The following is an 18,352-nucleotide window of genomic DNA, read 5'->3' as shown; positions in this document are numbered from 1 at the left end:
TGATTTTGATTGGAAAATACTTTTGCTGGGATTTTAATATACTGTTAATATTTAATAAACTAGCGCGAAAATTAATTTCAGCTAAGTAGGTGTTAAAAGTATTAGCTGTATTGGTATTTTTCATTGGTTAAACTCCCTTTATGTTGAACGATAAACCTTAGTTTAATTGACTGAGATTTAAAGCTCATACTGAAAAAAACAGGTCGCTGTTTTCAACCCTTTTAAATCATGACTTTATTTTATTGTAATATAACTACTATTATCACCTACTTTTGAGTATAGCGACGAATTCGTCATTAGCAAAAACTATATTTAGCTTTATGAACAATGTCTTACCCAGTGGTATTGCTAACGGATATTACTTTTTAAAATTTATGCTCTCTACCTAGGTTTAGGTTAATTTAACACAAGGTTATGTGATATTTGAGGTTACCTAATTATCCATATTAATGACAATTTATTACTGTGTTATTACTATTTTAATGCACTTTTTAACGAGGTATTGTGAGTGTTAATTTTGTTGGAAAGGTTAAGAGCACAGCCATTAATCTTATTTTTATTGTACTAGCTTACATATTTATAAATAGATAAGTGGAGGGGTTAACAATCGATAGTATTGATGAACATTTATTGCGACATGAAAATTAAATTAGCCCCTATAACAAATGAGTTACAGAGGCTAAAAGTTCTATTTACTTAGTGCTTATTTAACTGATGGTGCGTCTTTTACGGCAAATGTTAATCAAGCCTTTAGTTGAACCATCCATATTAAGTGGCATATCAATATTAGAAAGCTTACTAAATATTTCATTACCTAGTGCTTTACCTAATTCTACACCCCATTGGTCAAATGAGTTTATTTGCCAGATCACACCTTGCACAAATACTTTATGCTCATATAAAGCAATCAGACTCCCTAAAGCTTTAGGGGTTAATTTTGGCATTAATAGGGTATTACTAGGTTTGTTACCTTTCATGACTTTATGAGATGACAAATAGCTTATTTCATCAGTGCTACATTTTGCTTTAGTCATGGCTGCAATCACTTGTTCTTGTGATTGACCTTCCATTAACGCTTGGCTTTGACCCAAGCAATTAGCAATGAGCATGTCATGATGATCTGAAATATCAACATGCGGGTTCAGTGGCAAAATAAAGTCGACAGGAATTGGCGTTTTACTTTGATGAATCAATTGATGAAATGAATGTTGCCCATTTGTACCTTCACTACCCCAAATAATTGGTCCTGTATCGTAATTAGTTTCGTGGTTATCTAAATTAACCGATTTGCCGTTACTTTCCATATCAAGCTGCTGTATGTAGGCAGGCAAGCCTCGTAAATAATGATAGTACGGCAATAATACTTGCGATTGAGCACCATGGAAGTTTCGATACCAAACACCTAGAAGCGCCATAATTACCGGCATATTTTCTTCATAAGGGGCTTGTCTAAAATGTTCATCCATTTCAAACGCGCCATTTAAAAACGCTAAGTAATTATCATAGCCAATGCCTATGGCAAGCGGTAAGCCAATGGCTGACCAAATAGAGTATCGACCACCGACCCAATCCCACATTGGAAATATATTTTTCTCATTAATACCAAAGCTTTTCGCCGCTTTAATATTACTCGAAACGCAGGCAAAGTTATGTTCAATATCAGTAACTTTAGCTTGTTTTAAAAACCATTCTTTCGCCGATTCAGTGTTTCTCAGCGTTTCTTGAGTAGTTAATGTTTTTGATGAGGTGATCACTAAGGTGGTTTCTGGATCTAAAGTCGATAACACATCGTGAATATGACAACCGTCAACATTGGCAACGTAGTGCACATTTAAATGTTTTTGGCGGTAAGGCTTTAATGCCTCTGACATGATTTTAGGCCCTAAAAATGACCCACCAATACCAATAGCCACAATATCTGTAAAAGCTTTACCGCTATAACCTTTTGTAGCACCAGACGAAACATCATTAACAAAGGTTTTAATTTTTTCTAAGGTACCTTTAACCAATGGCATAATATTTTCGCCATCAACATAAACCGGCTCATCAGAAAAGTTACGCAAAGCGGTATGTAAAACAGGGCGGTTTTCAGTGGTATTAATTGGCGCACCAGAAAACATCTGCTCTATTTTTTCTTTAACACCACATTGCTCGGCCAAATCAACCAACAATTTTTTTGTTTCGGGTACTAAATGGTTTTTTGAGTAATCTAGGGTGAGCCCTGATGCTGTTATGGTGAATTTATCAAATCTTTCAGGGTCAATTCGAAACAAAGACTTTAAATGAATTGTTTTACTATCTAAGTAATGAATTTGTAAGTTTTGCCATGCCAGAGAATTAGTTAACATGTTTAATAAGCCTTATAAAATTTAAGTTTGTTTCAAAAAATAAATGAGTAGGTAACTAAAATAATTTATTTCAGTTTAGCTTAGCTTTACGCGCAGCAGAGCTCATCTAATTTACTTAATACTTCTGCATGTGTTGGCGGTTGACAACCAATTTTAGACACATTGATTGATGCTGCAAGAGAACCATATTTTAATGCATATGCTAAGTGTTCTTTCTCAGCAGCAGGGGTTAGTGCATTATCTCGTAATAACTGAGCCAGCATGGATGAAAAGAAAGTATCTCCTGCACCTACGGTGTCACCCATAGGGACTGCTTTATAAACTGCCTGCTTAATATTTATATTTTCAGTGATAATATGAGCGCCATCTTCACCTAATGTTAGCACTACCATTCCATTGGTCATATCTTTAAGCATATTACTTGCAAGCTCTTGAGGATCACCGACTAAGTCTTGTAAAAGTAAATCTTCGTCACTGACCTTAACAATATCTGCGTAAGTAATTAATTGTGCAATAGCGCTAACATATTTTGCGTGATCAATTTCAACACCTTTGCGCACGTTTACATCAATACTAATTTTTACACCTTTAGATTTCAATGCAGTCATTACAGGAATTAATACGTCAAGCATTTCAGGTACAAGCGCTAAAGAACCCGTATGAAAAAGGTCTAAATCTTCAGGTAAATTACTTAATAATCTATCAGCACTTATATCTAAATCGGCTACAGACTTACGATATAACCTATAATCAGGGTTACCTTGTTCATTTTTATAAACTAATGCTAATGATGTGGCTTGAAAAGAGCGGTTATTCTGTGGCATATGGATGTTTTCAATGGTTGCCGAATTGTAAATTTTATCTCCAAAGCTATCATTAGATATTGGAGAAAGGTAGCTGCAATTGAGCCCCTGTCTAGAAAAACTTCTTGCAACATTATAAGGTGATCCACCAATAAAAGGACGGTAATCGCCATTTTCTTGCTCAATCATATCAAATAGAGCTTCACCGAAAACCGCTACTTTAAATGTCATTTTAATTCCTTATTTTACGCGTTACTATTTTGTTATTAGTGGAGGTTAATTTTTAACTTTTGATACAACATTAAATACAGTTAATACTAATCTATGCTCAGTAAACGTTCAGCTGTGTATTCATTCGTTATTAAACCATTAATTAATTTTGATCTAAGTGCGCCTAATATGGCAAATACTTTTTCTTCTCCAGCAGCAATGGCATATACCGCTTTATCGGAGTTTACTTTTAGCGGTGTACTGGCAACACGATCGTTAACGGCACAGTCAATTAAATTACCGTTGATATCTAAAACCCAACTAATTAATTCGCCGACTGCACCTTTAGTTTGTAATTCTTTTAGTTCTTCAGGGGTAACAAAACCGTCTATATGAAGTGGCGAGTTAATGGCTAAATTGCCAACGCCGACAAAAGTCACATCTGCTTGCGCAGCTAACTTTAAGTTACTCGCGATATAGTGTTGTGCGTGTAACTGTTCTTTTTCTTTTTTACTGCTTGGCAGTACAGGTAATGGCATTGGGTAATGTTTAGCGTTAATGTGCTCAGCCATTCTCATAACAACGTCATAGGACGAAGCAGAACCATCCATTGCCATGTTACCCAGCAATGCGACTATTTGATGTTGCTCACAATTCAATAACGCGAGTTCTTCCACACAAGCACGTAAAACACGACCAGTACCCATTGCGATTACTTTAGGCTCTGGCGATTTTAAATGTAACTCTATTTCACTCGCTCCGGCTTGGGCTAGGCCGAGTGTTGAAGAAGACTCACCGTCAGCGCTTGGCACAACAATACAAGATTTCAGTCCAAATCGCTGTTTAATTTTAACTTGTAGATCCATGCACTTAGCAATAGGGTGCTCAAGCCTTACTTTTATCAAGCCTTCACTTACCGATAAGGCAACCATACGTTGTGCAGACTGGCGTGAAACATTGAGTTTTTTCGCTATTTGCTCTTGGGTATGCCCAGCAACGTAATACAACCAGCCAGCTTTAGCTGCGTCGTCTAGCTTTCTGATTTCTGCATTAGATCTTTTTAACACCGTCTACTTCTCCGTTCCAATTGATGAACTAAGTGAAGGTACTTGCTCAAATAACTGGTTCCAATGTCCTATTGTACTAACATCGTCAGGTATTTGAGTAGTAATATCTCTATTTTTCAAGTGACTAGCACCCACATATCGTATGACATGCATTTTGGCCGCTAATCCAGCACGGATACCTGCGTTTGAATCTTCAATCACTAAACAGTTTTCAGGCGCTACGCCCATTTTGTTTGCAGCATGTAAAAATAAATCGGGTGCTGGTTTGCCATTTTTTACTTCAGATGAGGTAAATACACGACCATCGAAATACTGATCAAGTTTGGTGTAATATAATGAATGTTTGACTTTTTCAGGGCTACCACTAGTTGCAACACAACTTTTGACGTTAAGTTGAGATAATAGCCACTCTAATTGTTCGGTTTTTTGCAGTTCTTGGGCAAAAGTCTCTATCAGTGCTTCACGATAACGTTGTCGAAACTCACTTGTTAGCGTTACACCATAGTCAGTTAAAACCTTAGCGGTAACATGTTCGAAATTAAAACCTAAGAAGTTAGTAAGGAAATACTCTTCTGACGCCACAACACTTAGCTCATTGAGCATGCTAAGTAATACACGTTGACTGAGTATTTCACTGTCTACCAATACACCGTCGCAATCAAAGATGACCAAATTTATAGCATTACTGCTTGATAAAGGCTTAGATTTAGTCATCTTTGTACTTCCTATTGTGTTGTTATTTTAAATAGTGCTTTAGAGTAGCAAGAGTACCCACATCCCAAAGCATTTCCAACCAAAAGGTAAAGTTTTTTGCAAAGTTATCGTTATTACCAAGATTTCCAAATATATCATTCATTTGTAGAAATATTGACGCATTGTCTTTAGCTAAAGTGGCTTGTGTTATTAACCTTGCTGATTGCGGATCATCAAGCGTAAAATCACTTTCAGTATTACCGCCTTCAAAACAAAGACGGCACCATAAAGCAACCACAAGTGCGAGGCCTTTACAGTCTCTATTACTTGCTATGTTAGCCGCTATAATTGGCAAGATAAACTTTGGTAAACGGTTTGATGCATCTTGGCAAAGCCTAGGCACAGTATCGCGTACTTCCGGATTAGCGAATCTTGATTCTATTATCGCAAAGTATTCGTCAAAGCTAACACCAGGTACGGGTGCAAGCGTTGGAATAACTTCTTCACTTACTAACTTTTTAAGGTATTGACTGATCATTGGATCAGCCATTACATCATGTACAAACGAAATACCTAATAGTGCCGCAGGATAGGCAATAGATGCATGTCCGCCATTTAGAATTCTCAATTTCATTAATTCAAATGGGGCTACATCTTTGACAAACTCTACGCCGACGTCCTCTAAAGGGGGGCGACCATTGACAAAATTGTCTTCTAGTACCCATTGTCTAAAAGGTTCACAAAAAACTGGCGCTTGGTCTTCAATATCAAACAATGTTTTTAAACGTTCACGCTCTTGTGCTGATGTCGCTGGCGTAATGCAGTCAACCATTGAGTTGGGAAACGTAACATTTTTGCTGATCCAATTTGCTAATTCAGGGTCAATTGCCTTGGCCATTTCATTAACAGCACGTTGTGTAACATCACCATTGTGTGGAATATTGTCACAAGACATCACCGTGAAAGGCTTAATTTTTTTCGTGCGACGGTTTTTAAGTGCCGCAATAATTAAACCAAATACCGTAGAAGGGGAGTCGACATTAGCAATGTCGGCTTGAATTTCTGGATGAGCCAGGTTAAATGCACCTGTTTTATCATCCATAAAGTAACCACCTTCAGTAATGGTTAAAGATACAATACGAATTTCGCTTTCACTGAGCGCAGCAACTAAGGTAGCTGCATCATTTTCAATAAAATCGGTCATCGCTGCAGTTACCTGAGCGGTAAGATTTTTATCATCTAATTCAACAACGGTAGTTAACCAGTCTTGTTGTATTAGTTTATCGCGCATAGCGGCATCGTATGACTTGATACCGGCACCACGAATGGCCCAATCGTGAGCTACTCCGGTGTTGAATAATTTATGCATGTACATCGCTTGATGCGCACGATGAAAATTACCGACACCGATGTGAATGATCCCAGGTGATAGAGATTCTCTGCTGTAGTTAGGTTTTTTAACCTTACTTGGCAGCGTATCAAGGGTAAGATTGTTTAGCTTAATTGACATAGGTATTTGCTCTTAGTTTCCAACAGGCTATATAGAAATAATGCTAGCGTGTGCTTGTGGCAAAGTGACACCAGCGGCATCAAAATGAAGCATTTTGTTGTCCATAGCACTTAGGAAAATTTTGTCGCCATAAACAAAAGGACAATCACCACCGGCTTTAACGGTGAAGGTGCCGCTGCCTTCAATATGCACATGTAAAAAGGTTTCTGATCCAAGGTGTTCAATTACACCCACTTTACCTGCCCACATGCCTTCTTCTGTTGAAATGTTAAGATGCTCAGGTCTTATGCCTAAGCTGCAAGTTGGGTCACCATCTACCGGGTCAATATCGATAAAATTCATTTTTGGTGAACCAATAAATCCAGCAACAAACTTATTAACAGGGGTGTTATAAAGCTCTAACGGGCTGCCAACTTGTTCGATTATCCCAGCATTAAATACCGCAATACGATCGGCCATTGTCATTGCTTCAACCTGATCATGGGTTACATAAATCATGGTTGTTGCTAGTGTTTTATGTAGCTCAGAAATCTCTAAACGCATATTAACGCGCAAAGACGCATCTAGATTAGACAAAGGTTCATCAAATAAAAATGCAGAAGGCTGACGTACAATGGCGCGACCTATGGCAACACGTTGGCGTTGGCCACCTGATAATTGCCCAGGTTTACGCTCTAGGTAATCAGACAAGTTGAGTATTTTTGCCACATTAGCAATTTTGCTTTCAATTTCTTCTTTGCTCACTTTTGCACGCTTTAATGGAAAAGCGATATTGTTGCGCACCGACATATGCGGGTACAAAGCATAAGATTGAAATACCATAGCTAAACCTCGTTTAGCTGGGGGTGTAGCTGTAGCATCTTCGCCATCAATTTCTATGTTGCCGCTTGTGGTGTCTTCTAAGCCAGCAATCATTCTTAATAATGTTGATTTACCACAACCTGATGGACCAACAAATACGATAAACTCGCCGTCTTTAATTTCTAGATCAATTGGCTTAATTACGCTTACATCACCGAAATCTTTAGTTACTTGCTTTAAATTAATACTACCCATTTTCAAATCTCCTATTTAACTGCGCCGAAACTTAATCCACGCACTAATTGTTTTTGACTAAACCAACCAAGTATTAAAATTGGCACAATGGCCATTGCTGACGCTGCAGACAACTTGGCATAAAATAAGCCTTCTGGGCTTGAATAACTGGCGATAAATGCGGTTAGCGGCGCTGCATCTGCGGCGGTTAGAATGAGGGTCCAAAAAGCTTCATTCCACGCTAAAATTACATTTAACAATAATGTTGAAGCGATACCGGGTAAGGCTATCGGTAACAGAACATATAATATTTCTTCGCCGATAGTTGCGCCGTCCATTCTTGACGCTTCCAGTACTTCACTTGGGATCTCTCTAAAGTAGGTATATAGCATCCACACCATGATAGGTAAGTTGATTAAGGTCATCACAATCACCAAACCTATTTTAGTATCGAGTAAACCAAAATTACGGAACAACAAGTAAATTGGAATAAGCACACCTACTGGCGGTAACATTTTGGTTGAAAGCATCCACATTAATAAGTTTTTAGTGCGCTTAGTTTGGACAAATGCCATCGACCAAGCGGCTGGAACGGCAATTAACAATCCTAAAATACTTGAACCCAATGAAATCACGATAGAATTCCAAAAATGGTTAAAGTAAGGAGAGCGTGCTAACACGTCTTCATAGTTTTCTAATGTCCAGTCAAACATGAATAAACTTGGGCTAGAAGATATAGCTTCGGCTTCTGTTTTAAAGCTGGTGATCAAGGTCCATAATATTGGGAAAAATATTAAGCTACTGATTGTCCAAGCTAAAAAGGTATAAATTAATTTTGATTTATGACTCTTATTTATCGACATAACTTAATTCTCCAAGTTCTTACCAATTAATCGCATTAAGAATATTGCAACTATATTGGCGATAATAACGGCAACAATGCCACCTGCTGAACCACCACCTACATCGAACTGTAGTAATGATTGTGTGTAAATTAGATAGGTAATATTGGTTGACTCATAACCTGGTCCACCGCTAGTCGTTACTAGAATTTCAGCGAAAATAGACAGTAAGAATATGGTTTCTATTAAAATTACCGCGGTAATTGCTCTCCCTAAATGAGGCATAACGATGTAATAGAACTTACTGAATGGTCCAGCACCATCTAAATCTGCTGCTTCAAGTTGCTCACGATCTAATGATTGAATTGAAGTCAGTAATATTAGCGCTGCAAAAGGTAACCACTGCCATGAAACAATGATAATAATTGACAATAATGGTATTTGAGCAAAGAAATCTATTGGGGTAACGCCAATCCAATCGGCAAAATGAGCGAATAAACCATTAACAGGGTTCATCAACATATTTTTCCACACGAGAGCCGAAACAGTCGGCATAACGAAAAATGGCGCCAGTACCATAATACGGACATAGTTACGTCCCCATATAGCTTGATCAAGCAATATTGCTAAACCAATACCACCGCCTAGGGTGATCAATAAAACACCACCAACAAGTAAGATTGTATTAAAAAATGAAGTAAGAAATGCTGGGTCTGTTAGGAAAAATTCATAGTTTAAAAATCCGATGAATTCATTATTTCCGGGCGTAAGCAAATTGTAATCTAAAAACGAAAAATACAATGTCATGCATAACGGCACCAACATCCAAGCCAACAGCAAAACTACTGAAGGAAATAACATTAACCGAGCGAGTGTGCGTGAGTTTGTTGTCGCCATCACAGAGACCTTTTAAAAGTAAGTAATTGGGTAAGCACTTGCGGCTTACCCACCAATAACCAATGAACTATTTCGGATAACGTGCTTTTCTCATTGCACGTTCAACTAGGCGTTGAGAAGTTTCTAACGCTTCTTTCACTGTCATTGTTCCAGTTAATGCTGCAGAGAACTGTTGTCCAACTGCTGTTCCTATTCCTTGAAACTCTGGGATAGCAACAAACTGCACACCGACATAAGGAACCGGTTTTACGGTTGGGTTTTTAGGGTCTGCTGATTGAATTGAATCTAAAGTAATTTGTGCAAAAGGAGCTGCAGCCATATATTCAGGATTTTTATAAAGTGAAGCTCTTGTTCCTGGAGGAACATTTACCCAACCTTTTTTGTCTGCTACTAATTCAGTGTATTCTTTAGACGTTGCCCAACTAATAAACTTCATTGCAGCGTCAGACTTCTTACTACTTGCAGGTACGGCTAAAGTCCAAGCCCATAACCAGTTACCACGTTTACCTAGATTATTATGAGGGGCTAAAGCAAAACCTACTTTATCAGCGACTAAAGAGTCTTCTTTGTTAGTAACAAATGCACCAGCAACGGTTGCATCAATCCAAATACCACATTTACCTGTTTGGAATAACGCTAAGTTTTCATTGAAACCGTTTGCTGAAGAGCCTGGAGGACCCGATTCTTCCATAATATCGACATAGTATTGTAATGTGTCATGCCATTCTTGCGTGTCAAACTGTGGTTTCCAGTTTTCATCGTACCAGCGAGCACCGAATGAGTTAGACATAGCGGTAATAAGTGCGATGTTTTCACCCCAACCTGCTTTACCACGTAAACAAATACCGTAAATGCCTTCTTCTTTATCCGTCATTGCTTTTGCTGCTTTGCGAATAAAATCCCAAGTTGGGCTTTTAGGCATTTTAAGACCGGCTTTTTCGATAAGGTCAGTGCGGTACATTACCATTGAGCTTTCACCATAAAATGGTGCAGCAAATAGTTTATTATCAAAGGTTAAACCACTGCTAATCGCAGGGAGTAAATCTTTTATGTCATAGTTAGCGCCTAATTTATCAAGCTCTGTTAACCAACCTTGTTTCCCCCAAATTGGAACTTCATATGTACCTATGGTCATCACATCATATTGCCCACCGCGTGTAGCAACATCAGTTGTCACACGTTGGCGAAGAATATTTTCTTCTAGTGTTACCCATTTCAGTTCAATGCTCGGGTTTTTGTCAGTAAAATCACTACTAAGTTCTTTCATGGTGATCATGTCACCATTGTTTACCGTAGCGATAGTGATTGTTTCTGCTGAAACAGCAGCGCTCATGGTCATAACGCCGCAAGCCAACATAATTAATCTGTTCATCATCTGGTATTCCCCATATTCAAAATTAATGTCTCACTTAAGGGTGATAAATGAGACTGTTATTGTATTTTTAATTTTTTTTAGTCTAGGTAGACTGGAGCCGCATTACAATGCTAAGCCCCTTACTTACTAAGTTAAATTAGCCAACTTAAGTTGGCAGATAACTTAAAACTTAACCGATATTTCTGACGTAAATCCGTCAAAACCTGTACCGATTTGACCGCCTGAGTTAACACCTTCTTCTTGATCAACATATTCAAACTTTAATAATGTTTTGTCATTGAACCAGTAACCAGCGGCTACTTGAATACGCTCTACATTGTTGTCAGTTTGTGCAATTAAATCTGAAGTGTTTTCAGCATCAGAGTAACGAGCTGCTACATAGAATTTGTTAGGAATAATGTAGTGTTGTGCTTCAATGGTATAGTACTCAACAGAAGTATCACCTTTAATTACGGTATTTGAATCAAAGGTTGTTCCGTTAGCATCAGCAACGCCATTATCGCCGAAGTATGTAACACCCGCTACTGCATTACCTGCAGCATCTGCGAAAGTGTAATCATCAGTTGATTTACCAACCATTAAAATAACACTGGTATCAGGGGTAGGTTGATATGCTAAGTTTAACTGAATAATAGATTGTTCTAGTCCAGGCATTACGCCTACATGTGTATCACGTTCGCTAGAAGGGCCAGCAGAGAAGTTGTAGTTTTCACCATCACCAAAGCGGTAATTAGTTGTTGTTACACCAGCCAAGCTTGCTACGCCGTTTTCAAAGCGTAATTGATCGCCTTGATTAGCTTGGAAATAATTTAAACCTACTTTAAAGCCACCTTCAAATTCAAGCGTACCTTGAATACGGTAATTGAAACCACGATCTTCTTGGAAAGCTTCGCCAAAACTTGAAGTAGTAATATGACCTGCAACATTGTAGCCACGGATAGTACCGCTATCATAAGACTCGCTGTAGCTTAATTGCATGCCATTTTCTGCTGTTGCATAGTCAGTGATACCGTTACCAATTAAGGCATTACCTTGGTTATCAGCGCCATCTTGAAAACCTTTAAATTGGAAAGGAGCTGCACCAATGTTACCTAAACGGAGTGTTAGGTTTGCGTTTTCACGTGCTTGACCGCTTAGGCCAAGTAATTCAAATTCGATACCTGCAAAATCTTGGTGAAAGGCAAAATCTCGGTCACCGTTGTTACCGAAATCATTTGGCTCTTCTGCAATGTCGACATCGGCTACGATATGCTCGTTGATGTGAAACTTAAGTTGTAAGTTTACTCTTAAACGACCAAAGCCAGAAGATTGTTCTTCATCAACAGGACGAAAAGCTCCTTCTTTTGCTTGAATTGATTGGTAATTTTGTAATGCTAAAAAGTTAACTTCTGCAAGACCATCTAGAAATTCAGCAGATTGCACGTATGCAGGCGATGATGCTGCCATTACCGCTGCAGCAAGCATACCTAGTTTACCAAATTTCGATGTTGACTTGTTGTTAAGAGCTTTGTGTGTTTTTGAGTTAGACATGTATATTTCCCCTTTCTACCTAATGGCAGAGTTAGTTTTTTTATACCTCATTCAAACTAAAGTATGAATAAGAGCAAAGTATGAATATTTTATATTTTATTAATAATTCTACTGCTTTTACATTGTTTCTATTGATTGGCATAAAGTCCGGTTAGGGCAATTGCTCAATGCATGGTCATATTCCCACGAGGAGTTTTTGTCGTCAACCAGTTTGTTCGAAAAACATGCGGTATATTTGAATTAAATTTTATATTTGTTTTTATTCAGACAGTTATAGTGTTCATTTATTTTCAATTAAACGGATTTATTGTTTTTCATAGTTAATGTGATGTTAATAGAGGCTTTCTTATATAATAAAAACGTATAAAATTTTAAATTTCACAGTCAAAAATACATAAAGTTACTTGGCATCTCTGGCTGTGATATAAATATATTAAATATAAGTATAGACAGTGATTATTAGCGGATTATAAAAAATTTATTAAGTTAAAATTTGCCAATGTAAATTGTAATAATTTAACAATAGCGAATTAGAATATGAGCAATATGATGTTTTTTTTTGTACCAATTAAAATTACATAAGACTAATAAAATCATGAAAGCCTTCGGCAAGTGCTTTTACATCTTTGGGATAAAATTTTACATGCGGCATTTCAGACATATCAATGTATTCAACACTTATTGGTGACTCTATTTTTATTAACTCTTTACTTGCGGGATGGGTTTTTTGAAATAAACGCAACAGATCAACTTTAAAGTTAATAACCCCCTTTGTTGTCATGATTTTATTAGGTATGTCAAAATTGAGCTCGGTATAACTTTCGTCGAAGCCAATATGGTAAACCAATGGAAGTTGGCTGTTATCTATTGTTAACGTACCTTCTAATAACAAAAATTTATAACCGACTTGCCAGTTCCAGGCCATTCTACTGTTTGGGTCTAGATCACCTGAAAACATAAGTGAGCCATTTGCTTTTGGGTCTATACCAACACCAAAGGTTAATTGTTTAAGGTTACTAATTTCTATTTTGGGGATAACAATTTGGTCGAAAGCCTTATTCCCGTCAAATCTAACAAGATGATAGCTCTCTTGTTCCGTAAGGCTTTTAGCCGGAAAGCTTAGGCGAATATTACTAATGAATAACTGAAAATCTCTGATTGAAAATTCGCCATTACCACCGGGGTTTTTATAGCTTTGAGTGTTCAGCACCAAAGGTTTATTGCCAACAAAGGGGTGAAAGCGCAAAGTTAAGTCTTGTGGAGAAGGGCGAAGCCAAACTGAAATCACCACTAATACAAGTGCTAGCATTAATAGGCTAAAAAACACTTTGCTCTTATTAATCTTGCTGTTGTTATATTTAGTCATCACTATTCTCGGCGATAAAAGGGTCTGAAAATGCACGGTTAGCTAAGAATTCTTCATCAGTTAGTGTATGTAAAAATGCAATAATGGCGGTTACTTCATCATCATTGAGGTTTAAGCTAATATGATCGTTTTGTGTTTTTGGAATATTATCTGCTTCAATAATTAATGGGCTGAGTGTTTTACTGCGCTTAATGCCGCCATTATAATGCGCTAAAACCTCATGCAAAGTAGCAAAACGGCCATCATGCATATATGGAGATGTAACCGCTATATTGCGTAATGTGGGTGCTTTGAATAAGCCTCGATGCGCTTCATTTTGCGTTAACGTAAATAAGCCAGGTTGTAATGTTTGATCATTATCTAAGCCATTATTGCTAAAGCCATCAAACATAGTGCCAAAGCCGCTGGTGAGAAATTGGCTATGACAATCAATGCAATTTCCCCCACGTAATACCACTTTAGTATCAGGATGGGCCATAAAAAGCTTACGACCTTGTTCTTCTATGGCGGTAAGAGGTATTTCGCCACGTAAATATTGGTCGTATCGTGAATTAGCCGAAATCAATGTTCGCTGAAAGCTTGCTAGGGCTTTCGCTATATTTTGTGCACTTATATTTCCAAAAGCTTGTTTAAATAGCTTTTTGTAGGTCTTATCATTATTTAAATCAACGATCAGTGTTTCGATATTACGCGCCATTTCATCATGGTGTGTAATGGGAATAATTGTTTGTTCTTCAAGAGATGAAGCACGACCATCCCAGAAAAAATGCTTGGGTCCCCACATTAAATTCACTAAGCTCATGGAGTTGAAAGCAAGAGGAATTCCTGACACGCCTACGGATGTTTTTAAACCGTCAGTAAAGGCAAGTGCTTGCTGATGGCAGGTCGCGCAAGACACTTTCTTGTTGCTAGACAATATTGGATCATAAAAAAGCCTTCTGCCAAGTAGTACTGATTCTTGGGTTAAAGGATTACTTTCTGGCACGGTAAAACGGCCAAATATAAAAGGTGCCGTGAATTCGACAAGGTGAGTGGTCGGCTTTTTATTTTGTAAGTTGTAAATAGTTGCCGCTATAAATAGAAAAGCGATGGCGACAACTATTGCGGTGATTTTCATGACAATTAATGATGATGCGTAAAGCCTGAGCCAAATAATGCTTCAATATTATCGATACCTTTTTTGTACTTTTCTTTGAAGTTTATTTCGCCCAGTCGCTCGCCCGTAATAAGATCATGCACGGTGACCGAGTGGTGATTTAGTTTCACGAGAAAATCTATGTCGGTGGGGTCATTGTCTTTAGCGTCACCTAAATTTAACAAATTGTTTTGTACGGCAATGAGCTTGCGACCGGCTGCGGTTTTATAAAATATCATGTGATGCGCACCGCTTTCTGCCTTTATATCTTCGCCTGAAGATACTAAATTGGGTAACTGTTTTAAATCGTAGCGTTTAACTATACCGGGCACGCCATGACTGATAAATAATTCATCTTCATTACCATAAAACTCTAACGGTACTGCTGTACCTGCTGTAGCTCCGTCATATAATTTTTCTGGCGTATTAAACGTTTTAGTTTTCTCGTTATAAGGAACTTTCCAAGTCTCAAAACCGAATAAAGTATTAACCAAAATAGCTGGCTCCACCCCTTCGACAATACTGGGACGAACAAAAAGCACTTCGACAGGCGATGAAGGGAAGCCCACAGGCTTGGCATCTTCAATAACAATAGTTTCTATTGGTTTTAAAGTGTTTAAGTCGATAATGGTTATGGAATTACCAACTTCTGTGGCAATGGCTGGGTGAGTAGAAGATGTGACTACCATTCTATCGCCATAAGCTGAAATGCCATGTGGGAACATGATATAAGGCTGACCTGATTCTACTTGAGACTTTCTTGCTTCGATAATTTTAATGACTTCATTCGTTTGGGCATTGAATACGCCGACCGTACCTGCGTCAATTTGAGTTAAATCAGAGCCGCCCATAAAGGTAACGAACATCGTTAGCTCACCATTGACGTTATGCCACATAATATCTTCTCCAACATTTTGTCCGTTGGTGTTTAAGCATTCGAAATTACTAATTATCGGCTCAGCTTTTGCGTTTCTGACCAAGTCAATTTCAGCTAAGCTGCATTGAGAGCCTAGCCCCGTGGCATACAAACGTCCGTTAGGGCTGTAATAAAGGTGGTGCATAGGTGCATCAAGTTTGGGGAGTGGGTAGTCATAAAGTATATTTCCAAAATTGGCCGAGTCGGGATCCATATCAATAATAGCGATGCTATCGGAAGTACCTAAGGTTGGCAGACCACTAAGTAATACCATTGCTTGAGTTTCTTCAATGTTAATAGCATCATTTTGTGTAGTTGTTTGTTCTCTAGTCGCTTTACTACTCGTTTCAGTTTTATCAATTGTTGCAGTACTCGATGTTTTGCTGGCATCGCCACAACCACTGAATAAGACTATAGCTAAGGCAATTAATATAACTTTGCTCATGATAATGTCCCTTGAGTTATTTGTTTGTATTATATTTTTGAACAAACTCATAAAAACAGATAAACATTACTCCATACCCCTTACTACAATTGAATACTGCAATTAAACGTATTTCTGTTTTTCTAATACTATCTATGTTCTTGTAAATTAGATGTCGTAATTTCATCTATAGTGATGAAACCGTAGTTACAACCCATAAGTTTAGTTGAAATCATGGGTATCACAAATTGTTGTTATTTAAATTTTAGCCCTGAAGCATCTGATCATTTGAGTATCTTCATGATAAACTTCACCCTAAATTAGAACTAAAAGGATGAGTGATGCATTTTGTTATCGTTGGGTGTGGTGCTGTTGGTGGTTATTTTGGTGGCCGCTTAGCGCAGCACGGTGAAAATGTTACGTTTGTTGCCCGGGGTGAGCAATTTAAAACCATGCAAACATCGGGATTGATGATCAAGAGTATAGAAGGTGATGTTCAGCTAAATAATGTTAATGTGGTTGATGGCGAAAGCTTAACGATTAATAGTTTAGCAACACCTGCCGATGTTATATTTCTCTGCGTAAAGTCTTATCAATTAAATACAGCTCTTGCACAAATAAAACCATTAATCGTAAATAATACCCGCGTAATACCTTTATTAAATGGTGTTAATGCTGCGGATATAACGCAGGCTCAGGGCATTCCACGTGAAAATATTATTGGCGGTTTAGCAAAAATTATTGCTGAAAAATCGGCTACAGGTTTGATCAATCATACCGGCGCAAAACCTCATATCACTTTAGGTGCTTTTATTAATAAACCCTTAGTAGATAGTACGGCTTTAAAAATGAATGAGCAGGGGACTGCCTTGAAAACTGATGAAACTGAACGGCTTAGTGAAATAGCTAAACGCTTAAAATTAGCAGGTATTAGTGTAGGGGTAACGAGTGATATAGAACTGGCATTGTGGCGAAAGTACATACTTGTTGCTGCCTGGGGAGCTTTAGCCTCTGCGAGAAAATTGAATTTAGGCGAAATTCGTTCACAAAGTCATATCGCATTTTTATTAGAGCGCATTGTTAATGAATATGCAGATATTGCGCGAAAATCTGGCGTAAACCTTGGCGATAAACATATTAAAGAAACATTGAGCTTTTTATCACGCTTACCCGACAGTAGTGAAACCTCAATGCAACGAGACTTGGCAGCGGGGAATAACTCCGAATTTGATGTACTCGTTGCTTATCCAATGATGCTAGTAAAAGAATTTAATTTATCAGCCCCGGTGTTAACACAGTGTTATCAGAAAATTACTGAAGGTTAGATAGAGTAAAAGATGATTGCAGGCAAAACGTGTCAAGTACAATTAAAGATAAAAAATTTATAATAAATAACAAAATCGCTAACGCTAGCCCTTCAGAGGGCGTGAAATTTATGCTATTGTATCGCGAATTTTTATCGTATAAATTAAGTGAAGATTAAATAATGTCTGAAAATAAATTTGAAACAATTGAACAACGCGTAAGCTATGGCGTAGGTCGTCAACTAGGTGACCAACTTCGTAACAACCCTTTTAAAGACTTTGACGTATCAGCTGTACAAGCTGGTTTAGCAGATGCTATTGCAAATGCTGACAGCCAAGTATCTGATGAAGATTTAAATGAAGCATTTGGTATTGTATCTAAAAAAATGCAAGAACTAGAGCAAGCTGAAGCTAAAGTTAAAGCAGCTGAAGGCGAAGAGTTTTTAGTTGAAAATGCAAAACGTGATGAAGTAACAACAACTGAATCAGGTTTACAGTACGAAGTAATCGCAACGGGTGAAGGCGAAACGCCAACTGCTGCAAGCACAGTACGTGTGCATTACCATGGTACATTCATCAATGGTGATATTTTTGATAGCTCTGTTGAACGTGGCCAACCTGCTGAATTTCCAGTAGGCGGTGTTATTGCTGGTTGGACTGAAGCATTACAATTAATGACTGAAGGTTCTAAATGGCGTTTATACGTACCTTATGGTTTAGCTTACGGTGAGCGTGGCTCTCAAGGTGCAATTCCTCCGTACGCAACCTTGATATTCGACGTTGAGTTGTTATCGGTTGTTAGCTAAATAAGATTTTTTTAAAAGCCCTCAGTTGAGGGCTTTTTTATAAGCTTAATTAATCAAATTGGTGTAACCCAGTTTGAGTTATACCCAGTTT

15 protein-coding genes are annotated in these 18,352 nt (G+C 37.9%); 2 read left to right on the top strand and 13 right to left on the bottom strand.

Features of this window, described 5'->3' with window-relative positions:
- Positions 1–707: 707 nt before the first annotated feature.
- The 13 genes from pgi to H4J50_RS04470 all read right to left on the bottom strand — a co-directional run bounded on the left by pgi (position 708) and on the right by H4J50_RS04470 (position 16,172).
- The gene (gene pgi, locus H4J50_RS04530) at positions 708–2,348 is read right to left on the bottom strand and encodes a glucose-6-phosphate isomerase (RefSeq protein ID WP_108456578.1); all 1,641 of its coding nucleotides are present in this window, start codon (positions 2,346–2,348) and stop codon (positions 708–710) included.
- A gap of 86 nt (positions 2,349–2,434) precedes the next feature.
- Positions 2,435–3,382, bottom strand: coding sequence for a carbohydrate kinase (locus H4J50_RS04525; protein ID WP_182254702.1), 948 nt, complete (start codon positions 3,380–3,382; stop codon positions 2,435–2,437).
- Positions 3,383–3,468: 86 nt separating this feature from the next.
- Complete coding sequence (locus tag H4J50_RS04520) at positions 3,469–4,428, bottom strand: sugar-binding transcriptional regulator (protein ID WP_108456576.1); 960 nt, start codon at positions 4,426–4,428, stop codon at positions 3,469–3,471.
- 3 nt (positions 4,429–4,431) lie between these two features.
- Entirely contained in the window at positions 4,432–5,142 is a 711-nt protein-coding gene (locus H4J50_RS04515; RefSeq protein WP_108456575.1) for an HAD family phosphatase, read from the bottom strand.
- A 22-nt stretch (positions 5,143–5,164) separates the two neighbouring features.
- Positions 5,165–6,631 carry a mannitol dehydrogenase family protein gene (locus tag H4J50_RS04510; RefSeq protein ID WP_182254700.1) on the bottom strand — a complete coding sequence of 489 codons (1,467 nt, stop codon included), beginning with the start codon at positions 6,629–6,631 and terminating at the stop codon, positions 5,165–5,167.
- Positions 6,632–6,658: 27 nt separating this feature from the next.
- Positions 6,659–7,687 carry an ABC transporter ATP-binding protein gene (locus tag H4J50_RS04505; RefSeq protein WP_182254698.1) on the bottom strand — a complete coding sequence of 343 codons (1,029 nt, stop codon included), beginning with the start codon at positions 7,685–7,687 and terminating at the stop codon, positions 6,659–6,661.
- 11 nt (positions 7,688–7,698) lie between these two features.
- Positions 7,699–8,529, bottom strand: coding sequence for a carbohydrate ABC transporter permease (locus H4J50_RS04500; protein ID WP_081149847.1), 831 nt, complete (start codon positions 8,527–8,529; stop codon positions 7,699–7,701).
- Between the two features lie 3 nt (positions 8,530–8,532).
- Positions 8,533–9,405 (bottom strand): carbohydrate ABC transporter permease, encoded by an 873-nt coding sequence (locus tag H4J50_RS04495; RefSeq protein WP_108456573.1) that lies wholly within the window; start codon positions 9,403–9,405, stop codon positions 8,533–8,535.
- A 67-nt stretch (positions 9,406–9,472) separates the two neighbouring features.
- The gene (locus H4J50_RS04490; protein ID WP_108456572.1) at positions 9,473–10,780 is read right to left on the bottom strand and encodes a sugar ABC transporter substrate-binding protein; all 1,308 of its coding nucleotides are present in this window, start codon (positions 10,778–10,780) and stop codon (positions 9,473–9,475) included.
- Between the two features lie 162 nt (positions 10,781–10,942).
- Complete coding sequence (locus H4J50_RS04485; RefSeq protein ID WP_108456571.1) at positions 10,943–12,310, bottom strand: hypothetical protein; 1,368 nt, start codon at positions 12,308–12,310, stop codon at positions 10,943–10,945.
- A 574-nt stretch (positions 12,311–12,884) separates the two neighbouring features.
- Positions 12,885–13,676: an MbnP family protein gene (locus H4J50_RS04480; RefSeq protein WP_182254696.1), complete on the bottom strand. Its 792-nt coding sequence runs from the start codon at positions 13,674–13,676 to the stop codon at positions 12,885–12,887.
- A complete protein-coding gene (locus H4J50_RS04475; protein ID WP_182254694.1) occupies positions 13,669–14,793 on the bottom strand; it encodes a cytochrome-c peroxidase in 1,125 nt (374 codons plus the stop codon). Before H4J50_RS04475 ends, H4J50_RS04480 begins: the two co-directional genes overlap by 8 nt.
- A gap of 5 nt (positions 14,794–14,798) precedes the next feature.
- Positions 14,799–16,172, bottom strand: a complete 1,374-nt coding sequence (locus H4J50_RS04470) for a hypothetical protein (RefSeq protein ID WP_182254692.1) — start codon at positions 16,170–16,172, stop codon at positions 14,799–14,801.
- 320 nt (positions 16,173–16,492) lie between these two features.
- Here H4J50_RS04470 and H4J50_RS04465 point away from each other — a divergent pair, with 320 nt between their 5' ends.
- Positions 16,493–17,476, top strand: coding sequence for a ketopantoate reductase family protein (locus H4J50_RS04465; protein WP_182254691.1), 984 nt, complete (start codon positions 16,493–16,495; stop codon positions 17,474–17,476).
- A gap of 161 nt (positions 17,477–17,637) precedes the next feature.
- A complete protein-coding gene (locus tag H4J50_RS04460; protein ID WP_108456566.1) occupies positions 17,638–18,261 on the top strand; it encodes an FKBP-type peptidyl-prolyl cis-trans isomerase in 624 nt (207 codons plus the stop codon).
- Positions 18,262–18,352 lie beyond the last annotated feature (91 nt).

It is taken from the genome of Colwellia sp. 6M3, from assembly GCF_014077595.1.
Taxonomy (GTDB): domain Bacteria; phylum Pseudomonadota; class Gammaproteobacteria; order Enterobacterales; family Alteromonadaceae; genus Cognaticolwellia.
The sequence above is the reverse complement of the archived record's forward strand: the minus strand, read 5'-3'. Positions and strand labels throughout refer to the sequence as shown.

Coding starts and splice junctions, on each gene's coding strand:
- H4J50_RS04515 (WP_108456575.1), bottom strand. CDS start 5,142: ATGACTAAATCTAAGCCTTTATCAAGCAGTAATGCTATAAATTTGGTC.
- H4J50_RS04475 (WP_182254694.1), bottom strand. CDS start 14,793: ATGAAAATCACCGCAATAGTTGTCGCCATCGCTTTTCTATTTATAGCG.
- H4J50_RS04505 (WP_182254698.1), bottom strand. CDS start 7,687: ATGGGTAGTATTAATTTAAAGCAAGTAACTAAAGATTTCGGTGATGTA.
- pgi (WP_108456578.1), bottom strand. CDS start 2,348: ATGTTAACTAATTCTCTGGCATGGCAAAACTTACAAATTCATTACTTA.
- H4J50_RS04525 (WP_182254702.1), bottom strand. CDS start 3,382: ATGACATTTAAAGTAGCGGTTTTCGGTGAAGCTCTATTTGATATGATT.
- H4J50_RS04470 (WP_182254692.1), bottom strand. CDS start 16,172: ATGAGCAAAGTTATATTAATTGCCTTAGCTATAGTCTTATTCAGTGGT.
- H4J50_RS04495 (WP_108456573.1), bottom strand. CDS start 9,405: ATGGCGACAACAAACTCACGCACACTCGCTCGGTTAATGTTATTTCCT.
- H4J50_RS04485 (WP_108456571.1), bottom strand. CDS start 12,310: ATGTCTAACTCAAAAACACACAAAGCTCTTAACAACAAGTCAACATCG.
- H4J50_RS04460 (WP_108456566.1), top strand. CDS start 17,638: ATGTCTGAAAATAAATTTGAAACAATTGAACAACGCGTAAGCTATGGC.
- H4J50_RS04480 (WP_182254696.1), bottom strand. CDS start 13,676: ATGACTAAATATAACAACAGCAAGATTAATAAGAGCAAAGTGTTTTTT.
- H4J50_RS04490 (WP_108456572.1), bottom strand. CDS start 10,780: ATGATGAACAGATTAATTATGTTGGCTTGCGGCGTTATGACCATGAGC.
- H4J50_RS04500 (WP_081149847.1), bottom strand. CDS start 8,529: ATGTCGATAAATAAGAGTCATAAATCAAAATTAATTTATACCTTTTTA.
- H4J50_RS04510 (WP_182254700.1), bottom strand. CDS start 6,631: ATGTCAATTAAGCTAAACAATCTTACCCTTGATACGCTGCCAAGTAAG.
- H4J50_RS04465 (WP_182254691.1), top strand. CDS start 16,493: ATGCATTTTGTTATCGTTGGGTGTGGTGCTGTTGGTGGTTATTTTGGT.